Annotated in this window: 11 protein-coding genes; 7 read left to right on the top strand and 4 right to left on the bottom strand. The window is 41.2% G+C overall.

The genetic code is table 11. The annotated features are described in order from the left end of the window. Positions 1-87: 87 nt before the first annotated feature. Together HGR01_RS16510 and HGR01_RS16505 are read right to left on the bottom strand one after the other, a co-directional pair. A complete protein-coding gene (locus tag HGR01_RS16510; RefSeq protein WP_045870887.1) occupies positions 88-2,163 on the bottom strand; it encodes a S9 family peptidase in 2,076 nt (691 codons plus the stop codon). Positions 2,164-2,215: 52 nt separating this feature from the next. Continuing rightward, the gene (locus HGR01_RS16505) at positions 2,216-2,971 is read right to left on the bottom strand and encodes a hypothetical protein (protein WP_045870886.1); all 756 of its coding nucleotides are present in this window, start codon (positions 2,969-2,971) and stop codon (positions 2,216-2,218) included. Between the two features lie 112 nt (positions 2,972-3,083). Here HGR01_RS16505 and hemE point away from each other — a divergent pair, with 112 nt between their 5' ends. The 4 genes from hemE to HGR01_RS16485 all read left to right on the top strand — a co-directional run bounded on the left by hemE (position 3,084) and on the right by HGR01_RS16485 (position 9,751). Next, on the top strand, positions 3,084-4,136 hold the full coding sequence (gene hemE / locus HGR01_RS16500; protein WP_045870885.1) for a uroporphyrinogen decarboxylase: 1,053 nt from the start codon (positions 3,084-3,086) through the stop codon (positions 4,134-4,136). Positions 4,137-4,325: 189 nt separating this feature from the next. Next, positions 4,326-5,279: an NAD-dependent epimerase/dehydratase family protein gene (locus HGR01_RS16495; protein WP_045870884.1), complete on the top strand. Its 954-nt coding sequence runs from the start codon at positions 4,326-4,328 to the stop codon at positions 5,277-5,279. A gap of 398 nt (positions 5,280-5,677) precedes the next feature. Further along, positions 5,678-7,654: a GAF domain-containing protein gene (locus HGR01_RS16490; RefSeq protein WP_052335212.1), complete on the top strand. Its 1,977-nt coding sequence runs from the start codon at positions 5,678-5,680 to the stop codon at positions 7,652-7,654. Between the two features lie 507 nt (positions 7,655-8,161). After that, complete coding sequence (locus HGR01_RS16485) at positions 8,162-9,751, top strand: B12-binding domain-containing radical SAM protein (protein WP_045870882.1); 1,590 nt, start codon at positions 8,162-8,164, stop codon at positions 9,749-9,751. A 373-nt stretch (positions 9,752-10,124) separates the two neighbouring features. On the opposite strand, the gene HGR01_RS16480 is transcribed toward HGR01_RS16485, so the two are convergent. Further along, complete coding sequence (locus HGR01_RS16480; RefSeq protein ID WP_045870881.1) at positions 10,125-10,982, bottom strand: acyl-CoA desaturase; 858 nt, start codon at positions 10,980-10,982, stop codon at positions 10,125-10,127. Between the two features lie 211 nt (positions 10,983-11,193). On the opposite strand from HGR01_RS16480, the gene HGR01_RS16475 reads away from it, so the two are divergent. Continuing rightward, positions 11,194-12,423, top strand: coding sequence for a TetR family transcriptional regulator (locus tag HGR01_RS16475; RefSeq protein WP_045870880.1), 1,230 nt, complete (start codon positions 11,194-11,196; stop codon positions 12,421-12,423). On the opposite strand, the gene HGR01_RS16470 is transcribed toward HGR01_RS16475, so the two are convergent. After that, positions 12,403-12,600, bottom strand: a complete 198-nt coding sequence (locus HGR01_RS16470) for a hypothetical protein (RefSeq protein ID WP_045870879.1) — start codon at positions 12,598-12,600, stop codon at positions 12,403-12,405. The genes HGR01_RS16475 and HGR01_RS16470 overlap by 21 nt on opposite strands. Positions 12,601-12,620: 20 nt before the next feature. Between HGR01_RS16470 and HGR01_RS16465 the strand changes: the two genes are divergently transcribed. Both HGR01_RS16465 and HGR01_RS16460 read left to right on the top strand, forming a co-directional pair. After that, the gene (locus HGR01_RS16465) at positions 12,621-14,174 is read left to right on the top strand and encodes a YcjF family protein (protein WP_045870878.1); all 1,554 of its coding nucleotides are present in this window, start codon (positions 12,621-12,623) and stop codon (positions 14,172-14,174) included. A 463-nt stretch (positions 14,175-14,637) separates the two neighbouring features. Continuing rightward, complete coding sequence (locus HGR01_RS16460) at positions 14,638-18,054, top strand: response regulator (RefSeq protein ID WP_045870877.1); 3,417 nt, start codon at positions 14,638-14,640, stop codon at positions 18,052-18,054. Positions 18,055-18,669 lie beyond the last annotated feature (615 nt).

Below are 18,669 nucleotides of genomic sequence, written 5' to 3'. Positions count from 1 at the left end.
TTGGGTGTTGAGCCTTGGGTGTTTGTGAGAGGGAACAAGACATAATTTGGAATTGCATGTCTCCCCCATCCCCTTCATCCCCAGTCCCTAGTCCCCAGTCCCTAGTCCCAGCCTATCCAAAATAAAAGCATACTCAAAAGCCAATTCGCGCAAGCTTTCATAACGCCCAGATGCGCCACTATGTCCTGCACCCATATTGGTTTTTAACAGGAGAATATTGTTATCGGTTTTGAGTTCTCGGAGTTTGGCTGTCCACTTCGCTGGTTCCCAATATTTGACACGAGAATCATTTAAGCCAGCAGTAATCAACATATCTGGGTAATCTTTCGCCTCAACATTATCGTAGGGCGAATAGGATTTCATGTAGTCGTAATACACTGGATCGTTGGGATTACCCCATTCTTCCCATTCCATTGCAGAGAGGGGTAATGAAGTATCTAATATTGTCGTGACGATATCGACAAAGGGAACATGGGCGACTACTGCTTTGAATAGTTCGGGACGCAGATTCATAACTGCGCCCATCAATAAGCCGCCTGCACTACCGCCTGTAATCACTAGGCGATCGCTCGCTGTCCATTTTTCATTAATTAAATATTCCGCACAGGCGATAAAATCTGTAAAGGTGTTCTTTTTCTGTAAAAATTTGCCATCTTCATACCATTTTCGTCCCATTTCTTCCCCACCACGAATATGGGCAATGGCAAACAAAATTCCTCTATCTAGCAATGTCAGGCGATTTGAGGAAAATGTGGCTGGGTAAGAAGAACCGTAAGCGCCGTAACCTGTAAGTAATAAGGGATTTTGGCTATCTTTTTTAATTCCTTGTTTGTAAACAATCGAGATAGGAATTTTTGTCCCATCGTTGGCGGTAGCCATGAGCCACTCACTTTGATATTGAGTTCTGTCGTAGCCACCAAGTACTTCTGTTTCTTTTTTTAACTCCCGCTGCTGTGTTTCCATGTTGTAATCGAACACAGATTGCGGTGTAATAAATGAAGTGTAATGAAAACGCAAAATGGTAGTATTAAACTCTGGGTTATTGCCTTCATAAAATTCATAGGTAGGCTCAGGAAAAGTAATATTACTTTCCTCTCCTGTAGCTAGGTTTTTTACTCTCGCAGTTTCTAACCCACCTTTGCGTTCATAAATTACTAAATGATTTGCAAATAAACTAATTCCTGATAACAAAATATCTTCTTGATGGGGAATTAAAGTTTGCCAATTGGCTTTACTGGGCGAAGCGACTAAGGTTTTTACTAATTTAAAGTTAGTAGCCTCATCATTAGTCACAATGTAAAAGTAATCGCTATGATGGTCAACATCGTATTCCATTCCCGTAGTCCGGGGGTGAATTAATTGCCAATTCCCTTGAGGATGATTTGCATCTAAATAATGAACTTCTGTAGTTATGCTGCTTCTTAAGCTCATCAAAATATATGCTTGGCTACGAGTTTTATCCACATATAAATGATAAAGCTCATCTGCTTCCTCATAGAGGAGAACATCTGCATCAGGAGTAGTTCCTAATATATGGCTAAATAGTTGATAGGGACGATTGGCATCATCAATTTTGGTATAAAATACTGTTTGATTATCGTTTGCCCAAGCAAAAGAGAAATAAGTATCAGGAATAGTTTCTGATAATAATTGATGGGTGGTTAAATCTAGAAAAAATAAAGTATATTGCTCCGAACCACTAGTATCAACAGAATAAGCTAAAATTTGATGATTAGGGCTAATGTCAAATACGCCTAAACTAAAGAATTCATGTCCTTTAGCTAGTTCGTTTTCATCTAAAAGTATTTCTTCTGGCGCTGATAAATTATCTTTTTTACGGCAATAAATTGGATAATTTTTACCTTCTTCAGTCCGTAAATAATAGTAGTAATTATCCTTAAGATAAGGCACAGATAAGTCAGTTTCTTTAATCCGCGCCAACATTTCATTGTAGAGCTTGGTTTGCAGCGATTCTGTGTGTTGCATCATCGCTGCTGTATAACTATTTTCTGCTTCTAAATAAGCTATAACTTGGGGGTTATCAACATCACGTAACCAAAAGTAGTTGTCGATGCGGCGATCGCCATGTAACTCTAAAACTTCTGGGTGTTGGTCAGCAACTGGTGGTTTAGTAAGATTTTGTAAAAAATTATTCTGAGACATCAAAATTATGCTTATAAATCAGAAATAAGCAGCTAAATGCTGCCTAATAACCTTAGGATGAACTAGGAATAACATTCTTGTGGTTTTGTTTTCTTTTTAAAGTACACAAGCCAATTGCGGGAATAAAGCCCAGAATGAATGCTGTAAATCCTTGCCCATTCCAATACAATATCGAAGTCCGGTAGGCTTCGGGAATAAAATTTTGCAATAAAGAAAGCAACCAAATTAAAGTACTGATGAAGAAGAAGGCAACTGCTGGCAAAAAATTCCACCACCAAGCGTTAATTGTGTAGCGTCGTAACACCAACCATTGGCAAAGTCCTAGCCAAACACCGGAAATAATATAGGAAATCGTAGACAAGAATCCTAAAACTACCACCGCCTCAGGAGGTAAAGTTTCGTTAAAAGATGCAGCAATCGATGATATATAGTTAATCCAAGCTGTAGCAACGCTACTAGATAGCAGCCAACCGATGCTAGTAGCTAACATCCACCACCAACCAGATACATATTGCCGTATTACCAAGGCTTGATCGGCAGCGAAAATTAAGGCAAAGACAACGCTGCTGAGGTAGTTAGCAAAGTTCATCCACATTTGGGAATCTGGAAAAAAAGCAGGAGAAACGCTATCTAGCAGCTTTTCTAAAGCTATACTGGCAAGGCCACCTACAACCCATCCCACACAGGTCATGAAGGTAAATTTGATCAAGAAACTTCGAGTTTGAGAACGCGGGATCAAAAACTTTCTGGATTTGGGAGCGTTCTGAGTCGATGCAGCAGGAGAGGAAGTGTTGGAATTCGCTTGCATATGAAGTTAAGTTAAGCAGAGAGTAGAGTGAGACCAGCCTCCTGAAAAAGCGTGATCTCAGAATGATAAGCTAAACAGTGGCATAAAAAAGTGACTTAGGATGAAGTGTTAAATGGGTGTTTCCTCAACAGCTCCTAGACTCCTCATGGCAGCTCGTGGTGAAGTAGTAGACCGTCCTCCAGTATGGATGATGCGACAAGCGGGAAGGTACATGAAAGCTTATCGCGATTTAAGGGAGAAGTATCCTTCTTTCCGCGATCGCTCAGAAATTCCCGAAGTAGCGATTGAGGTTTCCCTACAGCCTTGGAGAGCCTTTCAACCAGACGGGGTGATTTTATTCTCCGACATTGTAACGCCATTGCCTGGTTTAGGCATTGACATGGACATTGCGGAAGGTAAAGGGCCAATTATTCACTCGCCCATTCGCACTCAAGAACAAGTAGATAACCTGCGTCCCTTTGAACCCGAAGCATCCCTGCCGTTTATAAAAACCATATTGCAGGCGTTGCGTCAAGAGGTAGGGAATCAATCAACGGTATTAGGCTTTGTCGGTGCGCCGTGGACATTAGCTGCTTATGCAGTAGAAGGAAAAGGTTCTAAAACCTATTCCATCATCAAGAATATGGCGTTTTCTGACCCGACAATTCTGCATCAGTTTTTAGAAAAACTAGCAGATGCGATCGCAGTTTACGCACGCTACCAAATTGACTGTGGTGCTCAAGTTGTCCAAATGTTCGACTCCTGGGCAGGTCAATTAAGTCCTCAAGATTATGACACCTTTGCTTTGCCATATCAGCGACGGGTTTTTGAACAAGTCAAGCAAACCCACCCCGACACACCCTTAATTTTGTTAGTTAGCGGTAGTGCAGGCGTGCTGGAAAGAATGGCACAATCTGGTGCGGATATTGTGACTGTAGACTGGGCAGTAGACATGGCAGATGCAAGGGCCAGATTAGGCAAGCACGTGAAAGTTCAGGGAAATCTTGACCCTGGTGTATTATTTGGTTCCAAACAGTTTATTCGCGATCGCATCCTTGATACTGTTCGCAAAGCTGGTAACTGGGGCCATATTCTCAACCTCGGTCATGGCGTACTACCAGAAACTCCAGAAGAAAATGTTGCTTTCTTCTTTGAAACAGCAAAGCAACTTAATGCACTAGTTTAGGCAATTGTCAATCTGTTGTACATTTTTCTTCTTCGTGTTTTAGTGTCTTGGTGGTGAAAAAATCATTTTTAACCACCAAGACACCAAGACACGAAGAAAATTTATATTCTGATGTTGAGGCGACATTGGGAACTAAAAATTCATTCCACACAACTAAATAAATTAAATAAATAAAACTTAAAACTCTCTATGAGTCAGAAACGAATTTTAGTGACTGGTGCAAGTGGCTGTATAGGTCACTACATAAGTGAAGCCTTAATTCAAGAAACAGATTACGAACTGTATCTCCTAGTGAGAAACCCCAGTAAACTCCAAGTTAATCTTCAGGCGCGTCCAGGTATCACCGTATTGCAAGGTGATATGCAAGAAATTGGCAAGTTCGCTGACTTACTCTCAACAATTGATGTGGCGGTGCTAACAGCCACGGCTTGGGGTGGAGAGCAAACATTTAATATTAACGTCAATAAAACTCTAGAATTGCTGAAGCTGCTAGACCCAGAAAAATGCGAACAGGTGATTTATTTTTCTACGGCTAGCGTTTTAAGTCATCACAATCAACCACTCAAAGAAGCCGGGGAAATAGGGACAGATTACGTCAGTTCTAAGTATCACTGCTTACAGGAACTACCAAAACTGGCGATCGCACCGAAAATTACTACAGTTTTTCCGACTTTGGTTTTGGGTGGTGATGCGAATAAACCCTATTCTCATTTAACAGCCGGGATTCCTGAAGTTACAAAATACGTCAATTTAATTCGATTTTTGCAAACCGATGGTAGTTTCCACTTTATCCACGGCAAAGACATTGCGACCACAGTCAAATATTTAATTGAAAATCCCTCTAGTGGAAATGAATTCCGCAAGTTTGTTTTAGGTCAAGAGAAATTAACTGTTAACCAAGCCGTAGAACAACTCTGCGCCTATCTAGGTAAAAAGATTTATTTTCGCCTTCCGCTATCTTTATCATTGGCAAATCTAATTATTGCCGTCTTCCGCATTCAAATGGCTGCTTGGGATAGATTCTGCATGAACTATCGCCATTTTACCTACGAAAACGCTATCAATCCCGCCAGTTTTGGTTTACCAAATTACTGTGCAACTATGAGTGATGTCTTGAAAATTAGTGGTGTGAAAAGACATTAGAGAATAGATAGTTGCTGGGAATATTGTCAAGCATAGGTCGAGGAACTGGTCGGTTGCATTGACCACAAACAAGGCTTTTATCTCAGCTGTTTAAGGACTAGAAGGCTTATACAGCAGTACATTAGCTCACTTGTCGTCTTCGTAACTGTTAGAGATAAGCTAAACCACATCTAGTTTGCATAATCTGAAATTGTATATTTATTGTGGGGTGGGCATCTTGCCCGCCCAATTATGCAAGTTAAATATGGAACCGCTTAATACTCACCCTCGACCTAACTCAATACCTATTTAATATTTACTTGATAAATAGCCTTTAATTTTAAATTTTTGATAATCATATCAACTTTAGAGTCTTTTTTAGGGAAATATGAATATATACATTAAAATAATATTATTTTATGAAATTAAATTTTCCTACATCAAGCCAAACAGAACAATCAAACAACTGGGATAACATTGATAATTTATCAACTAATGTCAGCTATGCAGCTGCTGTAAATTTACTAGGACAAAAAGCATTATCAGGAATTGACTTGTCCTACTTGTTCCAAGATACAGTAGCCTTAGTATCTCAAATATTAAATATTAAATATAGTAGAATTTGGCAAGTACTTTCAGATGGAAATTCTCTGCGTAAAGTAGCTAGTCTTGGAGAATCGTCTTTAACCACAGATGCTTATGAAATTCATGTGGGAATTAATCAAGGATTAAAAAAAATCTTGGACGAGAGGCAAAAAATTATTAATATCAATACAGCCGCTTGTCAGATAGAACATTTTGCTATTCCTTCTCCACCTGACAGTGTTGCTGGTTTAAGTGTACTAATTACTGGTGCGACTAAACCTTTAGGTTTTCTGGAAGTATATGCTACTGAGGCAAGAGATTTTTCTCCTGAAGATATTCATTTTCTACAATCTGTAACCCATGTTTTAGCTACCGCAATTGAACGCAAGCTATCAGAAGCATTAGTGTATACCCAAAGTCAGGTTTTAGAACAAGTTGCCTTTGGAGTTAACTTATATGAAATTTTTAATAATCTGTGTATTTTATTAGAGCAACAATTACCTGGAGCTTATTGCTCAATTTTAGTTGTAGATCAAGACAAACGCCGACTGCGGGGAGGAGCAGCACCAACTATACCAGAGGAATTTGCTAAAGGTGTTGATGGTTTGATGATTGGTGAAAATTGTGGTTCTTGTGGAACTGCAGCTTATAGAGGAGATACAGTATTTGTTAATGATATTGCTAATGATCCATTATGGGCTGATTTTCGAGATTTTGCTTTGAGCTACAATATTAGAGCTTGTTGGTCATCACCTTTTACTTCACAAAGTGGTGAAGTTTTAGGGACATTTGCCATATCTCATAAATTTCCCTGTCATCCGACTCCGCATCATTTAGAAATTCTGAAAACAGCTACTCATATTGCTAGTATTGCCACAGAAACAGCTAGAGCTGCAGAAGCTCTGCAAAAGGCTAATAATGAATTAGAGCGGAAAGTTGAAGAACGCACGACTGAATTAAGAAGAGCGCTACTAGATCTACAAACAACACAAGCGCAATTGGTTCATAGTGAAAAAATGTCTAGTCTTGGACAAATGGTAGCAGGGGTTGCCCATGAAATTAACAATCCGATTAGTTTTATAGCTGGTAATCTCGAATATGCAAATCAGTATATCGATGATTTACTAAATTTAATTGCAGTTTATCAAGAGCAGTATCGCGAACCAAATCCTACTATAGTATCCAAAATCAAAGCTATCGATTTGGAGTATTTATGTCAAGATTTACCTAAATTGATGCAATCTATGACAGTAGGTAGTGAGAGAATTAAAAACATTGTTTTAGGATTGCGTAACTTCTCACGACTAGATGAAGCAACAACTAAGTCGGTAGATATTCATGAAGGTATAGATAATACATTAATGATTCTGAATCATCAATTGGTAATCAATAGTCAGTTACCTAATATTCAGATAATTAAAGATTATGGACAACTGCCCAAGGTTAGTTGTTATGTCAACCAATTAAATCAGGTATTTCTGAACATTTTGAATAATGCAATTTATGCGTTAAAAGCAAATATAGAACGTTGGCAATCTACCACTGCTATTCCTACTATTATAATTAAAACTTCAGTTAAAGAAGATAGGGTTTTAATTAGTATTAAAGATAATGCACTAGGTATGACTCCAGAGGTGCAAAAACAGATATTTGATCCATTCTTTACTACTAAACCTGTGGGTCAAGGAACTGGTTTAGGGTTATCAATCAGTTATCAAATTATTGTGGAAAGGCATCAAGGGCAACTCAATTGTATTTCTACATTAGGGGAAGGAACTGAATTTTTAATTGAGATTCCTATGCAAATGTAGAAACAAGACTGTGACCAAAAAGAAAAAGGTAAAAGCCCCGAAATATATTTCGGGGCTTTTGACTTTTGACTTCCCCATAGGGGCTGACCTGTACCTAATACCAAATCAAATAATGTTTGCGACACATCAATATATTCTAGAGGGCACGGCAGTGCCAGTGCCTCTACAATCTGTTGCATTCTTTTTTAAAATTGGTATAAGTTATGATTAGCAGGCGATAATTTTGCCTGCTAATCATATCTAGCTAAATGACTACCACCTAAAGAAGTAAAATCTGGATGAGAAATCAATACCTAATATCTGTGGGAATCTCACCTTTGATTGGAACCTTTATACTCAGATTTAAGACCATACAATTACATTCTTCTTTTTGTCTGTGCGCGACGAAAACTTTTCTCAACTGAGGAAAAAATTGAGTAAACAGCTGAACCTGGTGAGATAAAAAGTCAATGAGCCTTGATTTTCGTTAAAGTGAAATAACAATCAAAGTGTGAGGATTGATACTGTATGCGAGTCCTGCTGGTGTATCCAATATTTCCCAAAACCTTTTGGTCTTATGAAAAAATTTTGGCGTTAGTCGATCGCAAGGTTTTGTTACCACCTTTGGGTTTAGTAACAGTGGCGGCAATTCTTCCTCAAGAATGGGAATATAAGCTGGTTGATCGCAACATTCGCCCAGTCACCGAAGCAGAATGGGCTTGGGCTGATGTAGTCATTTTCTCCGCCATGATTGTCCAGAAACAGGACTTACTAGACCAAATCCAAGAAGCAAAGCGGCGTGGTAAGTTAGTCGCCGTAGGCGGCCCCTATCCCACCTCGACACCTCATGAAGTGCAAAATGTAGGCGCAGATTTTCTGATTCTCGATGAAGGGGAAATCACCTTACCCATGTTCGTCGAGGCGATTCAACGGGGCGAAACCTCTGGTACTTTCCGCACTGATGAAAAACCAGATGTAACAATCACACCAGTACCCCGCTTTGATTTATTAGAATTTGATGCTTACGACATGATGTCTGTGCAGTTTTCGCGGGGTTGCCCCTTCCAATGCGAATTCTGTGACATTATCGTTCTCTATGGTCGTAAACCGCGTACCAAAACGCCAGCCCAATTGTTAGCAGAGTTGGATTACCTCTATGAATTAGGTTGGCGGCGGGGTGTATTCATGGTGGATGACAACTTTATTGGCAACAAACGCAATGTGAAATTGTTACTGAAAGAGTTAAAAGTTTGGATGCAAGAACATCAATATCCTTTCCGCTTTGATACTGAAGCCTCTATTGATTTAGCCCAAGATCCAGAACTAATGGAATTGATGGTGGAATCTGGTTTTGCGGCGGTATTTTTGGGAATTGAAACGCCAGATGAAGATAGCTTGCAACTGACGAAGAAATTTCAAAATACCCGCAGTTCCCTCACTGAAGCTGTACAAAGCATCATCAAAGCCGGATTGCGGCCAATGGCTGGGTTTATCATCGGGTTTGATGGTGAGAAAGCCGGTGCAGGCGATCGCATTGTCCGGTTTGCTGAACAAGCTGCCATTCCTTCTACTACTTTCGCTATGTTACAAGCGCTACCTAACACAGCCTTGTGGCATCGCCTGAAAAAAGAAGGCAGATTACGGGAAAACAAAGACGGCAACATCAACCAAACTACTTTGATGAACTTTGTTGCTACCCGTCCCCTGGAAGATATTGCCAGAGAATACATAGAAGCATTTTGTGCTTTATACGATCCAGTGAAGTATTTGGATCGTACCTACCGCTGCTTTTTAATGATGGGTGCGCCCAGTTGGAAAGCACCATTTAAATGGCCAGAATTGATAGTAATTAAAGCGTTGTTAATTGTCATTTGGCGACAAGGCATTAAACGCGAAACTCGCTGGAAATTCTGGCATCACTTATTTAGCATGATCAAGCGTAACCCCGGAGTTGCCGAGCATTATCTCTCAGCCTGTGCCCATAACGAGCATTTTCTGGAATACCGCCAAATTGTGCGCGATCAAATAGAAAGTCAGCTAGCAGAATATCTCGCCCAAGGCCCAGAAAAACCTTACGTACCACCTGTGAAGGAAAAGGCTGAAGCTGGAGTTAGTTAAGAGAATAACAAAAATTAATTTCTAGAATTTAGAGAGTAGAGCACTGCAGTGCTTTACTCTTTAATCTTTCACATTCTTTTTCAACTTGGTATGATTTTCTGGAAATGTCTGAAGATAAATCCTTTGTAAGGGCACGGCATCCGCAATCTTTTGGCATATCAAATATCTTACTGGTGCCGTGCCCCTACCCATCTGTCGCGTTCTTTTTTCAAAATGGTATGAGGATAAACAGTCACAGACAGATAGCGATCGCAAATCCAAAATCTGAAATTCCAAATCCCAAATCTAAAATCCAAAATCCAAAATCTAAAATCAAAATAGCCCACAGGCGATCGCGCTATGGGCTGGGTAGATGCATTAACTTGATAGCAATTTATACTTGTGTTGTGCTGTGAGACGGAGGCATAATTACTTTTTTAGCTAAACCTAATTTCTTGAGAAGATGGATACTCCACCAAGTAATATCTACTTCCCACCAAGAAAATCCTGATTTCGCTACATGGGGATAAGTGTGATGGTTGTTATGCCAGCCTTCACCATAAGTCACAATAGATACCCACCAAAGGTTGCGTGAGTCGTCAGTTGCATCGAAGGAACGGTAACCCCATTTGTGAGTTGCAGAGTTGACAAACCAAGTAGAATGCCACAGTAATACTGAGCGCAGAAACATACCATAAATCACAAAAGACCAACCGCCCAAAGCATAGAGCAAAATTCCCAAAGGAATTTGCAGTAACAAGAAGTAGCGATCTAACCAACGATAAAAGGGTTGACGTGCTAAATCGGGCGCATATTTTTGATAAACTTCGTAATCAAAAAACTCGGCGCGGGGATAGAAAATCCACAACATATGACTCCACCAAAACCCGCGTTTGGCAGAGTAAGGATCAAGACTAATATCTTCAGTGTGGGCGTGATGTTGGCGGTGTCCACCCACCCAGAAAATCGGCCCGCCTTGTAAAGCTAAAGCGCCAATAATTGCGATCGCATATTCTAACCACTTGGGTACTTGGAAGCTACGATGGCTGAGTAGTCGGTGATAGCCTAAACAAATCCCAATACTTCCGAATAACCAGTGCAGAAACAGCATTATACCTAATGCCGACCAGGAGAAAAACCAAGGAGCTAGTAAAGCTAAGGCATGAACTGTGCCAAAGAATACTACGTTCGTCCAACTGAGACGGAGTGACGTTTGTTGCTCAGGGGCGAACGCCAGCGATTTTGCAGCCATAAAAATTCCTGTTGATGAGTAATTAAGCGATCTGCTTTGTTACGGATGTACTCTTGCATGGGGTGTATTTGGCTATTACACTTCACAACCTACAAGGAATCTACCCGTTCTGTATCAGAGTGTTACAGTAAAGTAGAGCAAGTATCACTTACATTTGTTATCCTAACAACTTTGAAAATTATATGCAAGTAGTACTTGCATTAGTGCTTTTATGGCATCTCCCACCCATTCAGCTCGTCAACGCCTGATTCAAGCAGCACTGGAACTATTTACTGCTCAAGGAGTCAGCGGTACGACAACGCGCCAAATTGCAGAAAAGGCTGAAGTGAACGAAGTCACGTTATTTCGGCATTTTGGTAATAAGCATGGACTGCTATTAGCGGTTTTAGAAGAATCTGCTGTGTTCAAAACTTTAGGGGAGTCTTTGGTACGCCGGGCTAGTCCCCCTGGTAGTGTTTATCAAGCCCTGAAAGACTATGCAAGTGATAACTTGCTTGCATTAGAACGAGTACCAGAGTTAGTAAGGTCTGTAGTTGGTGAAGCTGACCAATACCCCGCAGAAAATCGCCGCGCCTTGGGGAAAGGATTAACAGAAGCTAACCGCTATGTAGCCCAGTATTTAGCTACGGTAATTCAGCAAGGACATTTAAATACCTATCTGCCGGCAGAAAAATTAGCAAGTTTGCTGAATGGAATGCTGTTGGGATATGCCGTCATTGAATTTACTAGCGAATTTCATGAACTTTGGGAAGACCGAGATGATTTTTTAGAAACCTTGGTGGAATTGTTTTTACGCGGTGCGATGTCACCCTCACCAGAGTTAGCAATCAATAATCCCACAGAAATTAACATAACTACAGAGGTATCTGATTTACCTGCTAGTTTAGTTCACGAAATTTTTCGCCAAGCCAGAAAAGCCGGAATCCAAGATTATGCCTTGGTGTATGTATTATTTGGTGCTGGTTTATCTGCCAAAGAAATAGTTAACTTACAGCGATCGCACCAAATTTATGACGATCAAGGGCACTTTTTACAAATTACCACCCCGGGATTAGTCCGCCAAGTACCTGTAAATCAGTGGATTATGGGCAAACATTATGGCTCCTATACAAATAATCCCTTAATTAAATGGCTAAAAAGTCGTAAAGACAGCCAAACAGCTATGTTTCTTAATAATCTCGGAGAACCAATTTCTGCATCAGAAATTGAAACTCATTGGCAAACCTGGACACAAGGAATGTTAACACCCCAAGGACAACCCCCAGTCATCGCCCAAGCACAACACACCTGGCGCGTAGAAATGTTAATGCGAGGTATGACTTTAGAAAATTTAAGCATTCTTACAGGTTGCGATCGCACCCAACTACAACCCTATGCCCGCCGTTCCAGAGAAAAAGCGGCATTAGAACAAGCTACAAAGCTAGATCATAAGCCGACGTAATGTCATTTGTTGTTTGTCATTTGTCATTAGGTAATTGGTAATTGGTAATTGGTAATTGGTAATTGGTAATTGGAATTTCTTCCTCATCTCCCTCATCTTCCTCATCTCCCTCATCTCCCTCATCTCCCTCATCTCCCTCATCCCCAATCCCAAATCCCCATTAAGATAAAAAAACATCCGCCTACTGAATACTCACCATGCCTCTCTCGCGCATAGTAACGCTGATTGTTGGTTTGATAGTGATTTTGGGGTTAAGCCTATGGCTGATTGATTCCCTGTCACGCCTTTACTGGCAGTTGTCTTATTCGCCACTGCTGGGCAATTTGCTGTTGCTGCTGTTAATTGTGCTGATTGCCGGATTAGTTGCGGCTTTTGTTTATTATGTGATGGTGTTGCAAGCTGGGGAAAAACGTTCTCGCCGCCAGCGTCCGCGCGTGACTCCAGCGCAAATCCCGGCTGCTAAATCTGATGCGGCTTCCTCGACTTTACAAGCTGTGCGCCAACAGGTGGCGCAAATTCAAGATGAAGTCACAAGACAAGCTTTACTTAGTCGATCGCGGGAAATTGAAGTTAATTTAGCACGGGGCGAAATCCAAGTAGTAGTATTCGGTACGGGAAGCGCTGGTAAAACTTCCTTGGTAAATGCCATTATGGGGCGCATGGTGGGACAGGTAAATGCACCAATGGGCACTACCCAGGTAGGAGAAACCTATTGTTTACGGTTGAAGGGATTGGAACGGAAAATATTAATTACCGATACCCCAGGGATTTTAGAAGCAGGAGTTGCAGGGACAGAACGAGAACAACTAGCACGAGCTTTGGCAACGGAAGCTGATTTATTATTGTTTGTTGTCGATAATGATTTACGGCGATCGGAATATGAACCCCTCAGAGGTTTGGCGGAAATTGGTAAGCGATCGCTGTTAATTCTCAACAAAACCGATTTATATACAGACGACGATAAAGAATCTATTTTGGCGCGCTTGCGTCAACGGGTGCGGGGATTTATTGCCCCTAACGATGTGGTAGCGATCGCGGCTAATCCTCAATCTGCCCAATTAGAAACAGGTGAACTCTTCCAGCCAGAAGCAGATATTGTACCCTTGTTGCGGCGAATGGCGGCAATTTTACGGGCTGAGGGTGAAGATTTAGTAGCAGATAATATTCTCTTACAATCTCTGCGATTAGGTGAAGAAGCGCGGAAACTCATCGATGCTCAACGCCGCCGCCAAGCCGATAAAATCGTGGAGCGCTTTCAGTGGATTGGTGCAGGTGTGGTATCAGTTACACCTTTACCAGTGGTAGATTTACTAGCGACTGCGGCGGTAAATGCCCAAATGGTCGTAGAAATCGGTAGAATTTACGGTTGTGAATTAAACATGGAACGGGGGCGAGAATTAGCCCTATCTTTAGCCAAAACCCTGGCGAGTTTAGGAATTGTCAAAGGGGCAATTCAACTACTTTCTACAGCTTTACAAACCAACCCAGCTACTTTTATTATTGGGCGAGCAATTCAAGGTGTAACAGCAGCTTATTTAACTCGAATTGCTGGGAAAAGCTTTATTGAATATTTTCGGCACGATCAAGATTGGGGCGATGGTGGAATGACAGAAGTTGTGCAGCGACAGTTTCAAATTAATCGCCGCGATGAATTTATTAAGGCTTTTGTCCAAGAAGCGATCGCACGAGTAGTCAAACCTTTAACCGATAAATCGGAAGTTGCGGAAGAAGTGAATGAGGAGCAAAGTTAATAGGCAGGGCGGATTTATGCCAAATTTAACACAATCATCCCTTTGAGATGCCAATACGGTTCGGATCAGTATTTTGCATCTCCCTTGTGATTTGGGAAAAGGGGAAGGGGTAAGGGTGAATTCAATCCTTTCCCCCTTTTTCCTTTCCCCCTTAACCCAACTTCATTAGAAGAGATGTAGAAGCTAAAAACTTGTATTGCCACAAATCCGGACAAATACTCAAGCATTCGGTTCGATTGCGACTGCATGATCAAAATATCATTCTTTGGCTTTGGTGTTAGGTATGGGGAATTGAGCATAGGGAATGGGTAATTGGTAACTAGGGTGTTTGGTGTTTGGGGTTTGTCATTAATTAATTATTTCTCCCCCTGCTTCCTCATCCCCCTCATCCCCCTCATCCTCCTCATCCCCCCCAATCCCCAATCCCCAATCCCCAATCCCCAATCCCCATTCCCCATTCCTTATGACAAATGATCGGGCTACCGGGTTAAGACAATTCAGCCTTACCCCCGACCAATTTACGACATTGTTTCCTTTTCATCTGGTGATCGATAGAGAGATGAAGATTGTCCAGGTAGGTGAAGTAATTAAACGTATTCTGGAACCGATCGCGGATACTTACTTAGAAGATCAGTTCCAGGTTACTCGTCTTAGCTGTAGGGAGCGATCGCTATTTCTCTTGGAATCCCACGACCATAAAATCCATCTCAAGGGAGAGATGGTATATATGGAAGCATCCGATCAGGTGCTGTTTCATGGTTATCCTCAAATGAGGGATATTGCTGAGTTGCAAAAGCTAAATTTGCCAGTCAATGATTTTCCTTTATATGACTCTGTTCCTGATGATTTTGTGAAATTCCACACTGAGAATACAGATCTCACAGATGTCACAACACATCAGCAAGCTGAATTAGCAGCCACAACCGCAAGACTCAGAACGCTGATCGAAAGTTTAGATTTTGGTGTGTTGATAGAAGACGAAAATCAAAAGATTTTATTAGTAAATCAGCAATTGTCCGATCAGTTTCAGCTTTCTGTACCAGCAGCAGCTTTAGAAGGTTTAGACTGTCGTCAAGCAGTGGAGAATTGTAAGCAACTGTTTGCTGAACCTGAAAAATTTGTGCAGTGTTTAGATGAAGTTCATCAGCAAAGGAAAGTAGTTGTACATCAAGAATGGCAACTCAAAGATGGACGAACTATTGCCCAAGATTATGCTCCGATTGTGGGTGAGCAAAAATTTTATGGTCATCTGTGGAAATATCGCGATATCACTTTAGAGAAGGAATCACAAAATGCTCTTCAATTGAGTGAAGAACGGTTACAGCTAGCTTTAGATGCCGTAGAAGAGGGGCTATGGGATTGGAATTTAAGGACTGGAGAAGTATATCGTAGCTCACGTTGGTTTTATATGCTGGGTTATGCCCCAGAAGAAATAGAAAGCAATATTAAAGCGAAAAATCACTTGATCCATCCAGAGGATCTAGCTTTAATGCGACAAAAACTGATTGCCCATTTCCGGGGTGAAACTCCTGTTTATGAAGCAGAACTACGTTTATTCGCTAAATCTGGAGAATGGAAGTGGATTTTGGATCGGGGTAAGTTGGTGCGTCGCAATTCTCAAGGAAAACCCTTGAGAATGGTAGGAACACATTTGGATATTACCAAACACAAACAGTCAGCAGCAGCCCTACAGCAGCAATATCAACGTGCTATGCTGCTCCAGCAAATTACCGAAGAAATTCGTCAGTCTTTACAAGCCCCGCAAATTCTCCAGACAACAGTCACACAAGTACAACGGATTTTGCAGAGCGATCGCGTTATTATCTGCCAAATTTACCCGGATGGTTCGGGCAAAATTATTCAAGAAGCTGTAGTTCCGGGATGGTTGGTAACTCTCGGTCACAACATTGAAGATCCCTGTCTGAAAGAACAATACCTGAATCTGTATCGTCAGGGCAAGACGACAATGATTGCTGATTTGGGGGAAGCGACATTAGAGCCTTGTTATGTAGAAGTTTTACAGCAATTTCAGGTAAAAGCTAATTTAGTCGTACCGATTCGGGTGCGAGAAAATTTGTGGGGGTTACTAATTGTTCATCAATGCGATCGCCCCAGACAATGGACGCAATGGGAAGTAGATTTGCTCAAATATCTTGCCGATCAAATGGGTATTGCGCTTACCCAAGCTCAATTACTGGCGCAAGAAACTCATCAAGCCTATCTTTTAGCACAGCAGAATGAACAGCTGAACTTTGCCAAGCAAGCCGCAGAAGCGGCGAATATTGCTAAGGGTAATTTCCTCGCTACCATGAGCCATGAAATTCGTACCCCCATGAATGCGATCATCGGCATGACAGGACTGCTTTTGGATACTCCTTTGGAGCCTGAGCAACTGGATTTTGTGGAAACCATCCGCAACAGTGGCGATGCCTTATTAACGATTATCAATGATATTCTGGACTTTTCTAAAATTGAGTCCGGCAAACTGGATCTGGAAGAACAGCCCTTTGACTTGCGGGTGTGTATAGAGGAAGCCTTGGACTTATTGGCTCCCCAGGCGGCCTCGAAAGGTATTGAATTGATGTATCAATTAGATTCAGACATCCCAACGCAAATTATTGGCGATATTACCCGCCTGCGCCAAATTCTCTGGAATTTGCTCAGTAATGCCGTGAAATTTACCAATGAGGGTGAAATCGTGGTGGCGATCGCCGCCCAACCCTCAGTCCTACAAAGGGGTACTACACCCACCGAAACGCAAATCTACGAGTTTCAATTTGCAGTTAGAGATACAGGTATTGGCATCCCCCGCGATCGCCTGGATCGACTGTTTAAACCTTTTAGCCAGGTTGATGCTTCCATGACTAGACGTTATGGTGGTACTGGATTGGGATTAGCTATCAGCACCCGTTTGTGCGAGTTGATGGGCGGGAGAATGTGGGTAGAAAGTGAAGTCAGTAGAGGTTCTACTTTTTATTTCAATCTGACATTATTAGTTGATCCGGCTACTATTAATAGCACCATAATTTTTGATTTAGAGTTACGTGGTCAAAAATTACTTTTAGTTGCTGCTAATGCCAATTTAAGAAAATGCTTAACTGCTCAACTTGAGACCTTGGGGCTATATGTCCAAGCTGTAGAATCGAATGTGGCAGCTCTGCACTGGATACGCCAACAAACTACTTTTGACTTAGCTGTATTAGATATTGATAGCCCGCAATTAAATATTCTCAATTTAACAGCGCAAATCCGCGCCATACCCAGACACCGACATTTACCTTTGGTGATGCTCAGTTCTAAAGGTAAACAAACTCTAGAAGTCAAACAAATAGCGGCTGAGTTTCATGCCTATTTGCACAAACCAGTGAGGCAGTATCAATTACATCAGACATTAGTAGAAATTATTCGTAGTGCTGGCTCTAACCAACTTGACCCCAAATCAACTATCCCTTCTTACTCCCGCTTATCCATTGCAAGCGTCTCAGAACATGAGAAACAAACTGTGCAACATGTCCCACTGAAGATTTTGCTAGTAGAAGATGGGTTAGTAAATCAGAAAGTTGCCTTAAAGTTACTGGAGCGTTTAGGCTACCGTGCAGATGTAGCGAATCACGGACGAGAAGCCCTAGAAGCTTTACAACGACAAATATATGATGTTGTGTTTATGGATATCCAGATGCCGGAAATGGATGGTTTGGAAACCACCCGCCGGATTCGCAAAGAACTCTCTGCTGCTGCTCAACCTCGCATAATTGCCATGACTGCTCATGCACGCCAAGAAGACCGCCAGGAGTGCTTAAGTGTTGGTATGGATGACTACATTAGTAAGCCCATTAGTCTAGAAGCGATCGCTGCAATTCTTAAAAAGTTTGAGAGTTAGATAAGCTAATGCGCGCCTAAATTGCATAACTACTCAAGAAGGCTGTTAACTGTTAACGGTTGACTGTCAACGGTCAACGGTCAACAGCCCTCATGAGGGATTGTGCAACTTAAAAGCAGAATAGCTTATTTGCTCTAGAACTGACAAAATCCAATGATAAATTCACACTTATTAGTCATATATCTATACTACAAGGGATAGCGTTTTTCACTCAAAATAGGTTTTGGGGAAAAGGTTAAAGGTTTTTTCTTTCCCTTGAACCATTCCCCTTTTTCCCTTGAACCGACAAGTATTGAGTTCACGTAGCCTTAGCGGCGAGAGTACGGCATCAGCGCTGAGATTTTTTCAGAAATCTGATATTTGATTTTTGATTTTTGCGAAGCTATGTACACTTTTATTTCTTCTTCCCTGTTCCCTATTCCTTCCCTAAATAAATAATTTCAGGAATCAAATAATTTTACAGAATTACAAAATTTGTGTATAGAATAACCTGAGAATTATTTTATAAAATTTCGTTACTGACAAAACTTAATTTTTCAGACATCCTCTAAGACTGGTATATTAACGCTAGTACAAATGTTCAGACAAGCATCTCCAGAGGATGCTTAAATAATT

This window comes from Tolypothrix sp. PCC 7712 (assembly GCF_025860405.1).
GTDB lineage: Bacteria > Cyanobacteriota > Cyanobacteriia > Cyanobacteriales > Nostocaceae > Aulosira > Aulosira diplosiphon.
Note: the sequence above shows the minus strand (reverse complement) of the source record. Positions and strands in the feature narration are given on the sequence as shown.

What these genes read in the sequence shown, in the direction of transcription:
- HGR01_RS16510 (WP_045870887.1), bottom strand. Translation starts at nt 2,163, where the DNA reads ATGTCTCAGAATAATTTTTTACAAAATCTTACTAAACCACCAGTTGCT.
- HGR01_RS16505 (WP_045870886.1), bottom strand. Translation starts at nt 2,971, where the DNA reads ATGCAAGCGAATTCCAACACTTCCTCTCCTGCTGCATCGACTCAGAAC.
- hemE (WP_045870885.1), top strand. Translation starts at nt 3,084, where the DNA reads ATGGGTGTTTCCTCAACAGCTCCTAGACTCCTCATGGCAGCTCGTGGT.
- HGR01_RS16495 (WP_045870884.1), top strand. Translation starts at nt 4,326, where the DNA reads ATGAGTCAGAAACGAATTTTAGTGACTGGTGCAAGTGGCTGTATAGGT.
- HGR01_RS16490 (WP_052335212.1), top strand. Translation starts at nt 5,678, where the DNA reads ATGAAATTAAATTTTCCTACATCAAGCCAAACAGAACAATCAAACAAC.
- HGR01_RS16485 (WP_045870882.1), top strand. Translation starts at nt 8,162, where the DNA reads ATGCGAGTCCTGCTGGTGTATCCAATATTTCCCAAAACCTTTTGGTCT.
- HGR01_RS16480 (WP_045870881.1), bottom strand. Translation starts at nt 10,982, where the DNA reads ATGGCTGCAAAATCGCTGGCGTTCGCCCCTGAGCAACAAACGTCACTC.
- HGR01_RS16475 (WP_045870880.1), top strand. Translation starts at nt 11,194, where the DNA reads ATGGCATCTCCCACCCATTCAGCTCGTCAACGCCTGATTCAAGCAGCA.
- HGR01_RS16470 (WP_045870879.1), bottom strand. Translation starts at nt 12,600, where the DNA reads ATGTTTTTTTATCTTAATGGGGATTTGGGATTGGGGATGAGGGAGATG.
- HGR01_RS16465 (WP_045870878.1), top strand. Translation starts at nt 12,621, where the DNA reads ATGCCTCTCTCGCGCATAGTAACGCTGATTGTTGGTTTGATAGTGATT.
- HGR01_RS16460 (WP_045870877.1), top strand. Translation starts at nt 14,638, where the DNA reads ATGACAAATGATCGGGCTACCGGGTTAAGACAATTCAGCCTTACCCCC.